15 protein-coding genes are annotated in these 17270 nt (G+C 50.2%); 8 read left to right on the top strand and 7 right to left on the bottom strand.

Features of this window, described 5'->3' with window-relative positions; genetic code table 11:
- Positions 1-2: 2 nt before the first annotated feature.
- The 4 genes from ACM5Q9_RS04690 to ACM5Q9_RS04675 all read right to left on the bottom strand — a co-directional run bounded on the left by ACM5Q9_RS04690 (position 3) and on the right by ACM5Q9_RS04675 (position 4842).
- Positions 3-758, bottom strand: a complete 756-nt coding sequence (locus ACM5Q9_RS04690; protein ID WP_418143568.1) for an SDR family NAD(P)-dependent oxidoreductase — start codon at positions 756-758, stop codon at positions 3-5.
- A protein-coding gene (gene prfB / locus ACM5Q9_RS04685) for a peptide chain release factor 2 (protein ID WP_418143567.1) occupies positions 759-1863 on the bottom strand; the annotation gives its coding sequence in 2 pieces (ribosomal slippage) (positions 759-1781 and positions 1783-1863; 1104 coding nt in all).
- Between the two features lie 352 nt (positions 1864-2215).
- Complete coding sequence (gene recJ / locus ACM5Q9_RS04680; RefSeq protein WP_418143640.1) at positions 2216-3922, bottom strand: single-stranded-DNA-specific exonuclease RecJ; 1707 nt, start codon at positions 3920-3922, stop codon at positions 2216-2218.
- Entirely contained in the window at positions 3910-4842 is a 933-nt protein-coding gene (locus ACM5Q9_RS04675; protein WP_418143566.1) for a hypothetical protein, read from the bottom strand. The genes recJ and ACM5Q9_RS04675 overlap by 13 nt, the downstream gene beginning before the upstream one ends.
- A gap of 80 nt (positions 4843-4922) precedes the next feature.
- Here ACM5Q9_RS04675 and ACM5Q9_RS04670 point away from each other — a divergent pair, with 80 nt between their 5' ends.
- The 7 genes from ACM5Q9_RS04670 to greB all read left to right on the top strand — a co-directional run bounded on the left by ACM5Q9_RS04670 (position 4923) and on the right by greB (position 12727).
- Positions 4923-6155: a lipoprotein-releasing ABC transporter permease subunit gene (locus ACM5Q9_RS04670; RefSeq protein ID WP_418143639.1), complete on the top strand. Its 1233-nt coding sequence runs from the start codon at positions 4923-4925 to the stop codon at positions 6153-6155.
- Complete coding sequence (gene lolD / locus ACM5Q9_RS04665; protein ID WP_418143565.1) at positions 6148-6852, top strand: lipoprotein-releasing ABC transporter ATP-binding protein LolD; 705 nt, start codon at positions 6148-6150, stop codon at positions 6850-6852. Before ACM5Q9_RS04670 ends, lolD begins: the two co-directional genes overlap by 8 nt.
- Before the next feature lie 123 nt (positions 6853-6975).
- The gene (locus tag ACM5Q9_RS04660) at positions 6976-7776 is read left to right on the top strand and encodes a TatD family hydrolase (protein WP_418143564.1); all 801 of its coding nucleotides are present in this window, start codon (positions 6976-6978) and stop codon (positions 7774-7776) included.
- A gap of 59 nt (positions 7777-7835) precedes the next feature.
- Positions 7836-10307: a DNA internalization-related competence protein ComEC/Rec2 gene (locus ACM5Q9_RS04655; protein WP_418143563.1), complete on the top strand. Its 2472-nt coding sequence runs from the start codon at positions 7836-7838 to the stop codon at positions 10305-10307.
- 51 nt (positions 10308-10358) lie between these two features.
- Complete coding sequence (locus tag ACM5Q9_RS04650) at positions 10359-11288, top strand: alpha/beta fold hydrolase (protein WP_418143562.1); 930 nt, start codon at positions 10359-10361, stop codon at positions 11286-11288.
- A 26-nt stretch (positions 11289-11314) separates the two neighbouring features.
- Entirely contained in the window at positions 11315-12163 is an 849-nt protein-coding gene (locus ACM5Q9_RS04645) for a 3',5'-nucleoside bisphosphate phosphatase (protein ID WP_418143561.1), read from the top strand.
- 3 nt (positions 12164-12166) lie between these two features.
- Entirely contained in the window at positions 12167-12727 is a 561-nt protein-coding gene (greB, locus tag ACM5Q9_RS04640; protein WP_418143560.1) for a transcription elongation factor GreB, read from the top strand.
- On the opposite strand, the gene ACM5Q9_RS04635 is transcribed toward greB, so the two are convergent.
- Together ACM5Q9_RS04635 and ugpQ are read right to left on the bottom strand one after the other, a co-directional pair.
- Positions 12708-13565, bottom strand: a complete 858-nt coding sequence (locus ACM5Q9_RS04635; RefSeq protein ID WP_418143559.1) for a 23S rRNA (adenine(2030)-N(6))-methyltransferase RlmJ — start codon at positions 13563-13565, stop codon at positions 12708-12710. The genes greB and ACM5Q9_RS04635 overlap by 20 nt on opposite strands.
- Before the next feature lie 28 nt (positions 13566-13593).
- Positions 13594-14349, bottom strand: a complete 756-nt coding sequence (ugpQ, locus tag ACM5Q9_RS04630; RefSeq protein WP_418143558.1) for a glycerophosphodiester phosphodiesterase — start codon at positions 14347-14349, stop codon at positions 13594-13596.
- 200 nt (positions 14350-14549) lie between these two features.
- On the opposite strand from ugpQ, the gene ACM5Q9_RS04625 reads away from it, so the two are divergent.
- Positions 14550-16502, top strand: coding sequence for a SurA N-terminal domain-containing protein (locus ACM5Q9_RS04625; RefSeq protein ID WP_418143557.1), 1953 nt, complete (start codon positions 14550-14552; stop codon positions 16500-16502).
- A gap of 168 nt (positions 16503-16670) precedes the next feature.
- Here the strand turns inward: ACM5Q9_RS04625 and ACM5Q9_RS04620 are convergent, their stop codons facing one another.
- Positions 16671-17264, bottom strand: a complete 594-nt coding sequence (locus ACM5Q9_RS04620; RefSeq protein ID WP_418143556.1) for an arylesterase — start codon at positions 17262-17264, stop codon at positions 16671-16673.
- Between the last annotated feature and the right edge of the window lie 6 nt (positions 17265-17270).

The raw sequence follows: 17270 nt of genomic DNA, 5'->3' as shown, positions 1-17270 counted from the left end.
GTTTATGAATAGTGACGAATATCATCAATTTCGGTCTGGCCGAAATCATCACGATGTAAATAGTTCAAAATTTTGGTGGCCAGCTGTTCGGGATTGGACAGTTCGCCTTTTTCATGTAACTGGGTAAAACGGGCGCGATTGGGAAAATCGCCAGGATCCAGTTCGCGGATCTGCTTTTGCATGCCGGTGTCTATGACACCGGGTGCCAATGAAACCAGCCTGGCGTGCGGCGCTTCTTGCCTGGCCACGCGAGTGTACATGTCAAGGGCCGCCTTGGTGGCGCAATAAACACTCCAGCCCGGAGTAGGAGAACGACCGGCGCCAGAGGAAATGTTAATGACACGGACGTCGGCCCCGGTGTTGCGGGTAGCCGCTAAAAAGGCCGACGTGAGCATAATAACGCTGTTGACGTTTAAATTGAAAGCGCTGGCGATATCCTGGGCTTTTTCGTGGCCAAGGCTATTGTACTGGCCAACAGGCCCTAGCGTGCCCGCGTTATTGATCAGGATATACTGGCTGGCGGATTGATCCAGTTCTAAAAAAATATCCAGCGCCGCTGCATTGATATGTTCAGGGTTGCTAAGGTTGAAACCGTTGTGCACATGGTGGCAACCATGTTGTAGGGCAAGCGCATGTAATTGCATGTTATCGGTTCGGGCTATGGTGATTAGCTGGCTAACCTGCGTGGCAAGCTGGCTGGCTAGTGCAGCCCCCAGCCCTCTGGACGAACCGGTAACGATGGCAATGGTTTTGCTCATTTAAACACCCTGTTTCAGACTTGCTTCAATAAACATGTCCAAGTCGCCATCCAGCACTTTTTGTGTATTGGAAACTTCAACGTTAGTGCGCAAGTCTTTAATACGGCTTTGGTCGAGTACGTAAGAGCGGATCTGGTGACCCCAACCCACTTCGGACTTGGATTCTTCCAGTTTTTGCTGTTCGGCCATGCGGTTGCGCATTTCCAGTTCATACAGTTTTGAACGTAGCATGGACATGGCTTCAGCGCGGTTCCGGTGTTGTGAGCGGTCGTTCTGGCACTGAACCACAATGCCGGTAGGGCCGTGGGTAATACGAACGGCAGAATCGGTTTTGTTAATGTGCTGGCCACCGGCACCACTGGCGCGATAGGTGTCTACCCGCAAATCGGCCGGGTTGATATCAATTTCGAAGGAGTCATCAATTTCAGGGTAAACGTACACGCTGGCAAAAGAGGTATGTCGGCCATTGGATGAATCGAACGGGCTTTTGCGAACCAGACGATGCACACCGCTTTCGGTGCGCAGGAAACCAAAGGCGTATTCGCCTTCAATTTTGATGGTGGCCGATTTGATGCCTGCCACATCACCGTCAGAAACTTCAAGCACTTCGGTTTTGAAGTCTTTGTTTTCACAATAGCGAAGATACTGGCGCAACAGCATGGAGGCCCAGTCCTGGGCTTCGGTGCCACCGGCACCTGCCTGGATATCCAGGAAGCAGTTCATGGGGTCGGCAGGGTTGGAGAACATGCGGCGGAACTCCAGGCCTTGCAGTACTTCGGCATATTTTTTGGCGTCTTCTTCGATGGCCATCAAGGTGGCATCATCGTCATCCATTTCGGCAAGTTCGTACAGATCCATAGAATCCTTGATGTTTTGCTGCAGTTCGCTTAACACCAGTACGATTTTTTCAAGGCTTTTCTTTTCTTTGCCCAGTTCCTGGGCGTGTTCGGGATTATTCCAGATGTCTGGATTTTCAAGTTCCAGATTGACTACTTGCAGGCGTTCTGATTTTGCCTCGTAGTCAAAGATACCCCCGAAGGTCAGATTCGCGTTCAGCGTAATCTTCGAGGTTTGCTAAGATTTGATTCCGGCGCTCGGCTTCCATTGTATTTCCTAAGATCAAATTTTATTTTTGCTAACCTTACATTTTAACGCATGACAACAAAAAAGCCCTGAAAAGGGCTTTTTGCAATGAAAAGATTTTATGGTTTGCCCGATTTATGGCCGGATATATTGCCAAAGGCATCACCAACGGTTGTTATCACATTATCAATAGGGGAGCTGGGGCTGTTCATGTTTGTGCAACCTGCCACTAAACAGACAAATGCAACTATGCCTGACAGGCAGTGAATTTTCTTCATGACTCATTAATTCCGCTAAATCCGAGCAACAAAGTATAAAGAGTTTTGTGTGCTTGTGCACCCGTTGTTTCTTTCCTTGCTTAAAGGGATTGTTTTTTAGGCATCCCGGGCATGCTTGACCAGTAGTTGTGCTGAAACCACACCATTCCATTGGTTAGGCACCAGTTCATAGACCAGTTCTGCATATTCGGGCAGGGTTTCTTGCTGGTTGAACCAGATGGCGTCATACAGGACGTTATCGCGTTCGACCCGCAGCTTGAGATGTTTGTCTTTTAAAAGCCGCTGGTTGCGGATGCGGTAAATATCCCTGAAAAGCGGTGCGGGAAAACCAGCGCCCCATACCTGGTCTTGCAGTAGCAAAGCGGTTTCTGCCGTGGCATAAACGGGTTCCAGGGAGCCATCGGTTTCAAGCAGGGGCTCGAAGCTGCTGCTGCCGGTCATTTCCTGTACTGCTTCATTAAAGGCTAGTGAAAACGCTTCAAAATGCCCGGTTTTAAGGGATAGCCCGGCTGCCATGGCATGGCCCCCAAACTTGATAATCATGCCGGGGTGACGTTTGGACACTAGGTCAAGGGCGTCACGCAAGTGAAGCTCGGGCACGGAGCGACCCGATCCGCGCAACTCGTCATTATCGGCAGGGGCAAATGCCAGGGTGGGTTTCCAGAACTTTTCTTTCAGGCGCGAGGCAACAATCCCAACCACGCCTTGGTGCCAGCCTTCATTGAATACGCAGATGCTGGCTGATTGGCTGTTAGCAGGCGATTCAAGGCTGGCTAGTGCCTGTTCGCTCATTTCGTGTTCAATCGAGCGGCGCTGATGATTGATTTCATCAAGCTCTCTGGCCAGCTGCAACGCTTCGGTTTCGTCGTCGGTAATCAGGCAACGTATCCCCAGGCTCATATCAGCCAGGCGACCGGCGGCATTGATGCGTGGGCCAATCTTGAAACCCAGGTCAGACGCGCAGGCTTCCTTGAAATTGCCTCCGGCAACCATAAACAGGGCTTTCACACCGGGCTGTAGTTGTCCTGCACGGATTTTTTTGAGTCCTTGGGTAACCAGCAGGCGGTTGTTGCTGTCCAGCTTGACTACGTCAGCGACCGTGCCCAGTGCCAGCAGGTCGGCAAGGTTGTCAAGCCTTGGGCCACCTTTGGGATCAAAGTGCTTGCGTTTGCGCATTTCCGCACGCAGGGCCAGCATGACATAGAAAATGACGCCCACGCCAGCCAGGTTCTTGGACGGAAAAGTGCAACCCGGTTTGTTGGGATTAACGATACACAAAGCATTGGGCAGCGTGTCACCCGGCAAGTGATGATCGGTAACAATCACTTCCATGCCTTCTTCACGGGCTGCCTGTACGCCCTCAACACTGGCAATGCCATTGTCAACGGTAATCAGGATGTCTGGCTTGCCATTGGGGTGCTGGCAGGCCAGGCTGACGACTGCCGGAGACAGGCCATAGCCGGTTTCAAAACGGTTGGGGACCAGGAAATCAATATCGGCCCCCATCTGGCGCAGGGCCCTGACGCCTACCGCGCAAGCGGTGGCACCGTCACAATCATAGTCGGCAATGATCAGGAGTTTTTTTCTTTGTTCAATGGCATCAGCCAGCAGGCTGGCTGCCTGGTTGACTTCTGAAAGCAGGGCGGGCGCCAGCATGTTCTGCCATTGCGGTTGTGTTTGTGCAGGATCATTAACCCCACGGGAGGCCCAAAGGCGGGCCAGCAGGGCATGAATGCCCGCTTGTTCCAATTCTTGTTGAAAGCCGGGGTTTTGTGCCCGGTCACTGATTCTTACTGACACCACCATTCCTTCCATTTTTGATTGCGTTTTAACAGTTTGCCCAGCCAGGCAGGTATGCCTCCCGGCGTTACAACAACCAGCCGGTCATAGCCGGTCAGGATCAGATTGTTGTTTTTTTCGGCAAGCAAGGTGGTAAACACATTGCGTTCAAGTTTTGCCAGGAGGTCCAGCCATTGGCCCCAATCCTGTTTGCGGTGAGCGGTCTCGAGTTGTTGCAGGATATGCGGCGGGTTGGAGGCAGGTGCTGCCTGTAACTGTGAAGGCATCGCCCCGCCAAAAACCCAGGCGCCATTAATGACTGGCAGTTTCATTTCTTGCCGGGTCAGGTTAACCGGATGCTCATGCCATTCCACCTGCAGGGCATTAAGCAGTTTGCGTAGTTGGCGGCTGGCCGCGTCTTGTGGCCACCAGTCGTTCAGCTGGCCGCTGGCTATCACATTGGGACTTAATGAAGGCAAAACCATGTCGGAGGGTATTTCCATTTGCCAGCGGTGGGTACCAAATTGCAGTAATTTGAAAGGGCTCTCGGAAAAAACAACCTGTGCACTTTCAAATAATGCTAAGCTTTCCGCTTCTGATATGTTCAGGTCATCGGCGGTTAGCAAGGTGGCATTGGATGCGCCTAGCGCGATGTGTGCCAGTTCCATTAACCAGACGGGCTTGTCCCGGTCATGCGGGTGTGTGGAATAAAGTGGGCCAAGGCCGGCGGCATGTTTTTGTTGCCCGACGGGGGTAAATTGGCGGTGCTCCAGTTGCCAGTATTCAAAAGGGGTGCAGCCGGTTTCGTTAGGATCCAGCAAATGCACGGTTCCCTTGCCGTTTTCCATTTTTTGAAACAGGGTTGGCGCGGCTTTGGCCGCTTGCCTGCCCAGTTCGGAAGCAATCGATGAGTAGGGGAGTATCCCTGAAATAATAATATCCATGTTGGAATTGTAATCTTTGTGAATCATTTACGCTTGTGAAAATACCTTACGAATTATGGATTGGTTCCCGTTACGCGGGATTGACAAGAGCAAAAGGGCGTGGAAAACAGCGCGACCGCTTTGTTTCTTTCATTGCAGGCAGCTCGATGGCGGGTATCGCGCTTGGGGTGGCTGCACTTATTATTGTTATGTCCGTGATGAACGGATTCCAGGTGGATGTGCGTGATCGCATGCTGTCTGTCCTGCCGCATATTCAATTATTCAACCCGCAAGTTGATGCGGTTACTGCCCTGGAAGACTGGCAAAACCTGGCCAGCGAGGCTGAAAAAAATCCCGAGGTCGTGGGTGCTTCCGCTTTTGTGGCTTCTTCAGGCATGCTGGCGCGTGGTAATGTGCTTAAAGGGGTGGAAATTCGGGGCCTGGACCCGGCCAATGAAGCCAAGGTGTCAGAATTGCCCGATCAGATCATCCGCGGCTCTCTGGATTCGCTGCAGCCTGGTACTTTCAATATGGTTATTGGCCAGACCCTGGCCAATCATATGGGGGTTAATGTTGGCGATACCCTGTTGGTGATGTCTCCCCAAGGTTCCATCAATCCGGCAGGCTTTACCCCTCGCATGCGTCAATTCACCATCTCGGGTATTTTTAATTCCGGTCATTACGAATATGATTCCAGTCTGGCCTTTATTCCCGCCCGCGACGGCGCCGTTCTGTTTCGCAACATGGGGCTGGCCGGTGTAAGGCTGAAAATCAAGGATATGCTTGATGCCCCCGAGGTTGCCAATCAACTCATGTTCAGCCTGCCACAGGGCATCGTGGCCCGTGACTGGACCCAAGATAACCGGACCTGGTTTGCCGCAGTCAAGACAGAAAAAAGAATGATGTTCCTGATCCTGGCGCTGATCATTGCTGTGGCGGCTTTCAATTTGCTGTCTTCGCTGGTCATGGCGGTTAAAGACAAGCAGTCGGATATTGCCATTTTGCGGACACTGGGCGCCAGTCCGGCAGAAGTGGCCCGGATATTTTTGGTTCAGGGCTCTTTAATTGGTGTTGTGGGCACGTTCCTGGGTGTTTTCCTGGGTTGTCTGGTTGCCTACAATATTGATGTGATTATTCCCTTTATCGAAAATCTTTTCGGGATTTATTTCCTTGATCCCAGTATCTATTTTGTCAGCCAGTTGCCGTCCCATCCCGAAGTTGGCGATATTACCGCTGTAGGCCTTACGTCTTTGGTCCTTTCCATACTGGCTACCCTGTATCCAAGCTGGCGGGCATCCCGTTTGCAACCTGCCGAGGTCTTACGCCATGACTAATGAAAAAAAATATGCCTTGCAGGCGAAGTCGATTGTTAAATATTACGAAGACGGCAATACCCGGCTGGATATCCTGAAAGGAATAGACCTGGATGTAGAGCAGGGTGAAATGGTGGCCATTATTGGGGCCTCGGGTTCAGGTAAAAGCACTTTGTTGCATACCTTGGGCTTGCTGGATGAGCCCACCTCGGGCGAAGTACTGGTTAATGGAACACGTACCGCCGGATTATCCGAAAAGCAACGCAGCCAGATACGCAACCAAAGCCTTGGATTCGTTTACCAGTTTCACCATTTGTTGCCCGAGTTCAGCGCGCTTGATAATGTGGCCATGCCCTTGATTGTCAGGCGAATGGATCGTGGCCAGGCACGTAAAATGGCGGAACAGGTGTTGGCCAAAGTCGGCCTGGCCGAACGGGTGACACATAAACCCAGCCAGCTTTCCGGTGGCGAGCGCCAGCGGGTGGCCCTGGCCCGTGCCTTAGTGGCCAATCCGGTATGTGTGCTGGCTGATGAACCAACCGGTAATCTGGATCGTGAAACGGCACAGAACATGTTTTCCTTATTAAAATCGGTTAACAGGGAATTCAATACGGCATTTGTGATTGTGACCCATGATCCGAAGCTGGCCGAGCTGGCAGACCGCCAATTGGTCATGGAAAAAGGCCTGTTGGATAGCCAGACTGACGTGCCCGTTTAAATTGATTGCTGTCCTGTTTTATCGTGTTTGGTGCTGTGGCTTGCTTATATGAGTGAGCGCGTCTTTAGGTGTCCGCGGCAGCATGCAAATACCGGCTTTTATTGATAGAAGGGGTGTTGTGCCATGTTGATCGATACACACTGCCACCTGGATGCGGCCGAATTTGATCATGATCGCGATGCGGTCATTGCCGATGCCCATGTGCAAGGGGTAAAAATAATCGTGATCCCTGCCGTGGAGCAAAGCAACTTTGCTACGGTAAAACAACTGGCACACCGCATTGAGGGTGGCTTTTATGCCTTGGGTATCCATCCCATGTATGTGCATAAAGCGCAAGACCAAGATCTGGATTTGCTGGAGCAGGAAATTGCCCGTTCAATGGATGACCCGCGCTTTGTCGGGGTTGGCGAGATTGGCCTGGATTTTTTTGTTACCGAAATTGCCAACGGAGCTTACCGTGAACGGCAGGAATATTTTTATTCGGCACAGTTGAGCTTGGCCAAACAATTCAATTTGCCGGTTATTTTGCATGTGCGTAAATCACAAGACACGCTGCTTAAGTATTTGCGCCGGTTTTCTTTGTCTGGCGGTATTGCCCATGCTTTTAATGGCAGTTTCCAGCAGGCCAAGGCATTTAATGACCTGGGATTTGCCTTGGGAATGGGTGGGGCCATGACCTACACCCGTTCTTTGCAAATACGCCGGCTGGCTGCAGAGCTTGATCTTTCCCATCTGGTGCTGGAAACCGATGCGCCGGATATCCCGCCTGCCTGGCTAAGCGAGCCCAACCGCCGCAACACCCCTGGCCAAATTCGTCGGATAGCTCAGGTGCTTGCTGATATAAGGCAGGAAAGCCTTGAGGCTATCAGCCAAGCTACGGCCAACAATGCCAAGCGGGTTTTGCCCCGGATGATATTGTCCTGAAAACGGTTTTTTGCCCGATCGCTTGATTAGAATCTGCTTTTCAGCGCAGAAAGAATGTCATGCGGGTTTACTGGATTTGCCTGGCGGGTGCTTGCCTGGGCATTGCAGGTGTTCAACTATTGCCAGACTTGCCTTCATTAACCATCATTAGTTTGCTGGTGGGCTTGATGCTGGCCGCGTGGCTGTGTTTATGGCCAAGGCAATGGCCTGTACTGAAAGCGGTAGTTATTGGCGTCTTTTGCCTCTTGCTGGGCATGGCTTATTCCACCTATCGAGCCCAGTTGCGGTTGGGTGACAGCCTTGCTGTGATTCACGAAAACAAAACAAGCCGGGTTGTCCTGCGGGTTGCCGAAATCGCGTTATACGGGCCGGACTATGTGCAGTTCAAGGCTGAAGTGCTGGACCGTTTTTCGATTAAAGGAATTCCAACACATATACAGGTCCGTTGGCAGGCAGGAAAATGGCCCGGTATTTATGGCAAACCCAAGGATATCAAAGATAAACTACCGGTCATCAAGCCGGGTCAGGTTTGGGGAATGTCGTTAAAGCTTAAACGCGTGCATGGCGCCATGAACCCTGGCGGGTTTGATTTTGAAACCCATGCCTTTGCCAATAACATACGGGCCATGGGGGTGGTAAAAGGCCAGCCCAGGCAGTTGGCAAATGAACCGTTCAGCAGTTTCGCCATTGCCGTTGAAAGGGGGCGTGACCAGGTGCGTTCAGCCATGTTGCCTTATTTGAAAGAGAAGCGTTATGGTCCGGTGATGATGGCTTTGGTCATGGGTGATCAGAACGGTATTGCCCAGGATGACTGGAAACTGTTTAACCTGTCGGGGGTGACGCATCTGGTTTCCATTAGCGGGTCTCATATCACGATGCTGGCTGTTTTGGCCAACTTTCTGGTCTTGTGGGTCTGCAAAAGAATCAAGCTGAAAGGAAAATGGTTGTCAGACCATCGTTCGATTCATGTGCTGGCCGCTTTTGTTGGCTTGCTGGTTGCCTGGGTTTATTGTTTGTTGGCGGGCTGGGGAGTACCTGCGCAAAGAACATTGCTGATGCTGGCCATTGGTTATGGGTTAATCCTGTTTCGGTTGCGAATGTCTATTTTCTTTATTCTTTTGCTGACCTGTCTGGGTGTCCTGTTGCTGGATCCGTGGGCCATGCTGTCCAGCGGGTTTTGGCTGTCTTTCTCTGCGGTGGCGGTTTTAATCTGGCTGGGAAGACATCATGCGCAACAGGGCAAAGCTGGCGGGCAAGGCAGGGGTAATAAAATGCTGTCTGCTTTTGCCTTGGCAGCAAGGTTTCAATTAATGATTACACTGGCTTTGGCTCCTTTTATCATCTTGCTGTTCAGCCAGTTTTCGCTGGTCTCACCGTTGGTAAATGCCTATGCCATTCCCTTGATTGGTTGGGTCATTACGCCGCTTTCATTAATTTTTGCCTTGCTGGCCATGCTAAACGCGCCAGTGTTGATGGTCCAGTGGCTGGGTAATCTTGCCCATGATATTTTGCAGTGGGTGCTTGACTTAACCCAATGGTTTGCCGTATTGCCATGGGCCAGTGTTTATATCGCATCTCCCTCTGTGTGGGGCCTGTTGCTTGCCTTGGCGGGAGTTTTTATTGTTTGTCAGGCCAAAGGTTTGCCTTATAAGAATCTGGCCTGGTGTTTCATGGTGCCGGTCTTTTTGGGTAAAACAGAGCGGCCTTTACCCGGTTACTGGAACCTGGTTGCTTTGGATGTAGGGCAGGGAACGGCAGTGGTGGTGTTAACGCAAAAGCATGCCGTGTTGTTTGATGCGGGTCCCAGAACCAGCCATGCGAATGAGGCGGGTGGTCGCACAATTCTGCCTTATTTCAGATCTATGGGCGTAAGCCGGCTGGATACCCTGATCGTATCGCATTCCGATGTGGATCATGCGGGCGGGTTCGCTGAAGTGATTGCCGGCATCGATACTGGCATGGCGTATGCTTCATTCGGGCTTGACCGGTTTTTGGCTGAAGAAGAAAGGCGTATGGACCGCCAATATGAGCTGCGAAACCGGGACCTGGCCTATCTGCCTTGTGGGCAGGGACAGGACTTTAGCTTTGATGGGGTCAGTTTTGCTTTCATGAATAGCGGGCAGCTGCCTTTGCCAAATGTAAGCGGCAATGGACAAAGTTGTGTGTTGCATGTGCAGGGCAGTGAGCACAGCGCCTTGTTAACCGGTGATATTCATATTGAACAGGAAAATGAACTGGTTCAGCTTGGGCTTGAAAAGGTCAACATCGTGGTAGTGTCGCATCATGGGGCCAACACCTCTTCTTCGCCAGCGTTTGTTCAGGCCCTGCAAGCCGATCATGCGATTGTCCAGAACGGTTATCTGAACCGTTACGGCCATCCGCACAGGCAAGTCCAGCAGCGCTGGGAAGGTGCGGGCAGTGTTTTTTGGCGTACTGACAGGGATGGTGCGGTTACCGTTCGTTCTTCAATCCAGGGGCTTGGCCTGCTTGCCACGCGCAGGGCAGCAAAACGCTATTGGCATGCCCGCTAGCCTCAGCATATACTACTGATAATCATTATCTGTATCCTTTGGAGGAAAGTCATGCAATCACCACGTTTGAATTATGTCAATTGCGTCAGTAAGGCAGGCGTGCATCGCATGGCTTACTGGGAATGGGGGGATCCTGACAATGACCGTGTTCTGTTGTGTGTACATGGCTTGACCCGAACCGGCCGTGACTTTGATGATATTGCGCGTGCCATGTCTGCTGAATATCGTGTGGTGTGCCCGGATATCGCAGGCAGGGGAGCCTCTGATTTTTTGTCTAATCCTTCTCTGTATGCAGTACCGCAGTATGTTTCCGATATCTTCACTTTGTTGGCACGCGTTAATGCCAAAACCCTGGATTGGATTGGTACCTCTATGGGGGGCCTGATTGGCATGGTGTTTGCCGGGATGGTGCGTAATGCAGACCTTTATATTGGCAACCAGGAGCCCCGTCATGAAGCCATGCCGGGTAATACCGGCCTGGCCCTGAACAAGATGATTCTGAATGACGTGGGGCCTAAAATAGAACTGGCATCCATCCGTCGCATAGGTGCTTATGTGGGAACCGCTTTGTCGTTTGAAAGCCTTGAAAGCGCGGTTGCATATATGAAAACTAACGCGGCTTCTTTTGGTCCGCTAAACGAAGCGCAATGGCTTGAATTTACCAAGAGTGTGATTAAATTTAAGGACAACGTCTGGAAAAGTCATTACGATGTCCGTATAGCCCAGACATTTAAAGAACAGGAAAGTGAAGAAGCGCTTGCTGCGGCGGAAGCTTACCTGTGGCGATCATACAAAGCCATTGATTGCCCCATTTTGATATTGCGGGGTGAAAACTCCGATTTGTTAAGTCGTGAATCTGTGGCTCTAATGCTGGAACAGAATAAAAACAGCCAGATGGTGGAAATTCCCGAAGTGGGCCATGCGCCTACACTTATGCCCGAGGCACAAATCCGGACAGTACGCGAGTTTTTGCTTTCTTGAAACATTTTAGCCGGTAGGAAAATAGTATGGATAGCTTGGTCAGATTGAATGTAGACCTGCATTGTCATTCAACCGTTTCAGATGGGGTGTTAAGCCCCACTGAAGTGGCCGCACGTGCGGCCGGTAATGGGGTGAATGTCTGGAGCCTGACCGACCATGATGAGGTGGGTGGTCAGGAAGAGGCCGCGCGTGCAGCCAGCGAGCTTGGCATGACTTATATACCGGGTATTGAAATTTCAGTTACCTGGGCAGAAAGAACCTTGCATATTGTGGGCCTGGGCATCGATCCTGGAAATGAAACAATGAATGCCGGCCTGAACCGTATTCGTGATGACCGTGAGTTGCGGGCACATGAAATGTCAGACAAGCTGGCGCAATTCGGCATCATGAATGCTTATGAGGGAGCCCTGAAATACGCGGATAACCCCAACTTGCTAAGCCGTACACACTTTGCCCGATATATTGTGGAAACGGGCCATTGCAAGAGTATGCAAGAGGTTTTTGACAAATACCTGGCAGATAACAAGCCTGGTTATGTGGCAGGTGAGTGGGCCAGTCTTGAAGAAGCCATTAGCTGGATCAACCAGGCGGGCGGGATTGCCGTGATTGCCCATCCCGGCAGATATAAGTATTCCCGCAGTGAATTTACGACCTTATACAAAACCTTCAAGTTAATGGGAGGCAGGGGTATTGAAGTGGTTACCGGTTCGCATACCGTAGACCAATATCACCAGTATGCCCATATCGCCCGCCAGTACGGTTTTTTTGCTTCTTGCGGTTCCGATTTTCACAGCCCCTCTGAAAGCAGCATGGATCTTGGCAAGCTTCCCCCTTTGCCCAGCGGGCTTACACCCATCTGGGAGGAGTTAATTTAAATCATGAACAAGGCTTTTGTTAAAGAATCCGATCAGGAAGATGACGATGATGGTGTTGACGGCCAGGCATTGGCTTTGCCGGCAGGCACTAAAAATTACATCACCAAATATGGCTATGCGGCTTTGCGTGAGGAGCTGGCGCATCTGGTCAATACAGAGAGGCCTGATGTCGTGCAAATCGTTTCTTGGGCAGCGGCCAATGGTGACCGCTCGGAAAACGGTGATTACCTGTACGGCAAGAAAAGACTGCGCGAGATAGATCGCCGTATCCGCTTTTTGACCAAAAGGCTGGAGGTTGCCGAGGTGGTCGATCCTTCTACCCAGCCCAATAAAGACCAGGTGTTTTTCGGTGCCACGGTACTATATGTTGACAAAGCCGGTGAGGAGCACAAGGTAACTATTGTTGGGGTTGACGAGGCCGAGCCCCTGCAGGGGAAAATCAGCTGGATTTCCCCGGTAGCCCGGGCCCTTATCAAGGCCAGGGAAGGCGACACAATTGGCTTGCGTACGCCTTCAGGCATGGACGAGCTGGACATCCTTGAGATTAGTTACCCTGACGAGTAAGGCTGAACGTGGCTGAATCGTCCTGGGCCAAGTGCTTGGCCAGATAAGGAAGGCTTTTTTCCAGTGCCGCATGCAGGGTGTAAGGCGGATTAATAATAAACATCCCGCTTCCATGCAGGCCGTAGCCATCGGCAGCCGGTTTTTTGACTGACAAGGAAGCGTTTACCCAGTTGGTGTCAGGCAGTTTTTCAAGTTGCCGAAGCATATCATGCACTTCCTTGCGATTGACCAGCGGATACCAAACGGCATAGCAACCGGTGGCAAATCGTTTCAGCCCGTCTTTGATAGCTGTTACGGTATGGCGGTAATCCATTTTGTCTTCATAGGAAGGGTCAATCAGGACAATGCCTCTTCGTGGCACAGGAGGCAGTTGCGACTTCAGGCCCGAAAAGCCGTCTTTTTCAAAAATCGTGACTTGCCGTGCAATTTCCTTGCCTTGTTGATCAATGTTATCCCTGAGCACTTCAATCTCGGTGGGATGCAGTTCAAATAGGTGCAGGCGGTCTTTGCGGCGTAACAGTTCAAGGGAGATCCAGGGGGAACCCGGATAATAAACCAGATCTTCACCGTCGTTCAGGTTGCGGATATGGTCAATATATACCTGCAGGTCCTCGGGCAGGTCGGTGTTGTCCCAAATGCGGGCAATACCTTCCCTGAATTCGGCGGTTTTTTCCGCCCAGGCATCTTCAAGGTCATAGATACCGGCGCCCGCGTGAGTGTCGATGATCCAGTAAGGGGTTTCCTTTTTGTTGAAGTAATGCAAAATATGCAACAAAACGGAATGCTTTAAAACATCAGCATGATTGCCTGCATGAAAGGCGTGGCGGTAACTGAACAAAATATATCCTTGTGGTTAATACTGGCTGTCAAGCCAAATCGGGGGTTACCCGGAGCAGTTCGTCGGTAAACAGGGCATCGCAACCCCAATGCAATAATTGTTTGGCGCGTTGGTAGTCATTGACTGTCCAGGCACAAACCTTGTAGCCAGCCTGGTGAATGCGCTCAATTTTTTCCTGGTCCAGCAGGCTTTGTTTCAGATTGATGGCCACGCAATCGAGCTCTTCAAGAATTTCGTTAAAATTATCGGGCAGGTCTTCGGTTAAGAAGGCGCGAGGCAGCTCGGGGGCGGTTTGTTGTGCCGCCGCCAATGATTCAAGCGAAAAAGAAGAGATCAGGGGCACCAGATCGGAGTGATGCCACCATTGCTGTGCCGCCTTGGCTGCCAGGATGCCGGTTTCCGTTTCACGGTTTGGGCAGGGCTTGATTTCAATATTGCAGAAAATATTGTTTTCCTGGGTGAAACGGGCCACCGAAAGGAATGTGGGAATTTGTTCCCCGGTATAGAAGGCGGAATGCCATCCTCCAAAATCCAGTTCGGACAGTTCCCTGAAGGTTTTGCTGGCGGCAAGACCAATGCCGTTTGATGTGCGGTCTACCGTATCATCGTGCATTAGAACAAGCACATTGTCCTGGCTGAGCTTGACATCAAACTCGACCATGGAAAAACCGTATTCATGGCCGCAACGCATGGCGGCCAGGGTGTTTTCAGGGGCCAGATAGCCAGCGCCACGGTGAGCAATCAGGCGCGGATAGCGCCATTCGAAGGTATTTTTGGCTGACATGAGAATTTTACAAAGGTGGGTTTCAAGACTGGGATTATCGTATTGTAGGAAGATATAAGCTGCTTTAAAAGCAACTTTTCATAAAATATGGCTGAAATGTCTATTTTAAAAGTGAAAAAGACTAAAATGGGAGACCCGTTTTTCCATCAGCAGCATTTATAATGTATATTCTGTTTTTCGCAGTCTGAGTTGAGAGCTTAATGTTTGAATTTATCCGAAAACACCAACGTATTGTACTGGCAATGTTAATTATTTTGGTGGTCCCGTCATTTGTTTTTTTTGGCGTGGCCGATTACCAAAGCTTCGTTTCCAACGATGTTAAATTGGCCGCTATCAGAGATACCAATATTACCCAAGAGCAGTTTAACCAATCATGGCGTGCCCGTTTGGATCAAATGAGAATGGAGTCTGGCGCGAACTTTGATGTATCCAAAGTGGATACACCAGCCAATCGCCAAGCCTGGCTGAATCAGCTTATCGACACCCAGGTGCTGCAACAGGAAATGATCGACGGTCACTTCAATGCGACTGACAATATGGTTCGCAATGCTATTGGCTCCAATCCCCAGTTTCATGAAAACGGGGTGTATTCTCCCCAGAAATACAATGAGTTTCTTGCTGCTAACGGCATCAAGGACATAGAATACGAAGCTTATGTGCGCCAGAACCTGGCCTTTGCCCATGTGCTTGAGCCTATTGCTCAATCTGTTTCTGTGCCGGGAAAAACACTTGAATTGTTGCAATTGGCGATGGTTCAAGAGCGTACGGTTAGCCTGAAAGAATTTGAAGCGTCTACCTTCCTGCAAGATGTCACGGTTACTGATGAAGATATCAAGCAGTGGTACGAGAAAAACAGCAAGACACTTGAAGTTCCCCGCTATGTGGATGTTCAATATATTATCCTTAACCAGGATGCGGCATTAAAATCAGTGCCTGAAGTTTCCGAGGCCGATATCGAATCCTATTACAAATCCAATATTGGCAAATACACCAAGCAAGAGCGCCGTGAGGTCAATCATATTCAAGTCATGATTCCCGCAAGTGCCGATGCCGCAGCCGAAGCAGAAATCCTGAAAAAAGCGCAGGATGTGGCAGCACAGGCCAAGGCAGATCCTGCAAAGTTTTCTGCGCTGGCAAAACAATATTCGGATGATGTCGGTACCAAAAATCTGGATGGTAGCCTGGGCTTGTTAGCCAAGGGTGATATTCCCGTCCTGGATGAGGCTATTTTTTCCCTGACGCAACCCGGTGTTACCGATCCCGTCAAAGTGGGTAATTCCTATCATATTATCCAGGTAGTCAAGATTGACGAAGGTGCTGTTCAACCACTTTCAGCCATCAAGAATGACGTCCTGGAAGAAATTCGTCTTCAACTCGCATCAGAAAAATTTGCTGAACTTGCCACTGGCCTGACCCAGCAGGTAAACGACGACCGTTCATCACTGCAAGGAGTTGTTGATAGCCTTCAACTGGAACTGAAAACCGTTAATGGCGTGGCCCGTGACCAGCTTTTGACAGACAAACAGGTTAGTGATAATGCCGCTTCAGCCAGTGCCGATGCCAAATACTTCGAGTCGCCACGGGTTCGTGAAGTCCTTTTCTCTGATGAAGTCCTGAAACAGAAACTCAACTCTGGCGTTATTGAAATTTCACCTTCGGAATTGCTGGTCGTTCGTGTGGCGCAGGAAGTGCCTGCCACGATCCCGGCACTTGACACTGTCAAAACCGAGGTAGAGGCTATTCTCAAGAACGAAAAAGCGCTGGAGCAGGCCAAGCTTGCCGGTGAGGAAGAGTTGAAAATGTTGCAGGAAAACGGTGTTGCCACTTCTACCGGCTTTGGTCCTGAAACAGTCATCAGTCGCATGATGAGCAATCAGTTGCCCCAAACAATGTTGAATACAATCATGGCTGCACCAACCGACAAGCTGCCTTCTTTTGTGGGTACCACAACACCTAACGGTTACGTGATTGCCCAGGTTGAAAAAGTTTCTGAAGGCAATCCGGAAATGAAAATGTTGTTTACGCAGTTCCTGCAACCGGGTCTGGAATCAGGGGTTGCCCTTGAAGTAGCCAAAGGTGTTACCAACGTGTTGCGGGCAAATCATGAGGTTCAGGTATTTCCCGATGCCGAGAAAGTGATTGTGGGAGAATAAAAACGATAGGCGCTTGTTTAATCGCGCCAGCCTTTTTGTTGCTCTTGAATGAATAAACCCCAAAAAGCTGATGTAATGTCAGTTTTTTGGGGTTTTTCTATTAGTAAGGCCAGGTATTAAACGGTATGCCTGATGCCCATCAATGAGCTGGTTTATTAAAGATGTTTTTTAATTAATGGCTTGTTTTAATACGGCCCAGACATTTTCTGCCATGGTTTTTTGGGCTGATTCGTTAGGATGAATACCATCATCCTGGAACATGCTTTTATCCAGGGCAAAATTTTCAAACAAGAAAGGCACCAGCAAGGCATTTTGTTCGTTGGCTACCTGACCAAACATTTCCTTGAACTGTTGAGAATATACAGGCCCAAAATTAGGGGGGATCTGCATGCCCACAATGACCACGTTGGCCTGCGCCTGTTTGCTTAATTCACTCATTTTACCCAGATTGTTTTTGGAGGCTTCTAGCGAAAGGCCCCGCAGCGCGTCATTGGCACCCAGTTCTATAATCACTACAGAAGGTTGGTGTTGCGCCAGCAAGGCCGGTAGGCGGCTCAGTCCCCCACTGGTTGTATCACCGCTAATGCTGGCATTAATGATTGCATAATCCTCATGATCGCCAAGGAAATCGGATTTAATTATTTCCACCCATCCTTTGCCCCTTTCAATGCCATATTCTGCTGATAAACTGTCTCCTATAACCAGTATTGTCTTGCTGCTGGTGTTTTGTGCATGTGCAAGTTGAAAGGTAGCGGCGCACATAAATAG

The sequence above is a fragment of the Advenella sp. RU8 genome (assembly GCF_048381675.1).
Classification (GTDB): domain Bacteria; phylum Pseudomonadota; class Gammaproteobacteria; order Burkholderiales; family Burkholderiaceae_B; genus Advenella.
Note: the sequence above shows the minus strand (reverse complement) of the source record. Positions and strands in the feature narration are given on the sequence as shown.

Excerpts from the sequence above, each read along its gene's own strand:
- ACM5Q9_RS04655 (WP_418143563.1), top strand. The coding sequence starts at position 7,836 with ATGCGGGTTTACTGGATTTGCCTGGCGGGTGCTTGCCTGGGCATTGCA.
- ACM5Q9_RS04690 (WP_418143568.1), bottom strand. The coding sequence starts at position 758 with ATGAGCAAAACCATTGCCATCGTTACCGGTTCGTCCAGAGGGCTGGGG.
- ACM5Q9_RS04620 (WP_418143556.1), bottom strand. The coding sequence starts at position 17,264 with ATGTGCGCCGCTACCTTTCAACTTGCACATGCACAAAACACCAGCAGC.
- greB (WP_418143560.1), top strand. The coding sequence starts at position 12,167 with ATGAACAAGGCTTTTGTTAAAGAATCCGATCAGGAAGATGACGATGAT.
- ugpQ (WP_418143558.1), bottom strand. The coding sequence starts at position 14,349 with ATGTCAGCCAAAAATACCTTCGAATGGCGCTATCCGCGCCTGATTGCT.
- lolD (WP_418143565.1), top strand. The coding sequence starts at position 6,148 with ATGACTAATGAAAAAAAATATGCCTTGCAGGCGAAGTCGATTGTTAAA.
- ACM5Q9_RS04625 (WP_418143557.1), top strand. The coding sequence starts at position 14,550 with ATGTTTGAATTTATCCGAAAACACCAACGTATTGTACTGGCAATGTTA.
- ACM5Q9_RS04645 (WP_418143561.1), top strand. The coding sequence starts at position 11,315 with ATGGATAGCTTGGTCAGATTGAATGTAGACCTGCATTGTCATTCAACC.
- ACM5Q9_RS04650 (WP_418143562.1), top strand. The coding sequence starts at position 10,359 with ATGCAATCACCACGTTTGAATTATGTCAATTGCGTCAGTAAGGCAGGC.
- ACM5Q9_RS04660 (WP_418143564.1), top strand. The coding sequence starts at position 6,976 with ATGTTGATCGATACACACTGCCACCTGGATGCGGCCGAATTTGATCAT.
- ACM5Q9_RS04675 (WP_418143566.1), bottom strand. The coding sequence starts at position 4,842 with ATGGATATTATTATTTCAGGGATACTCCCCTACTCATCGATTGCTTCC.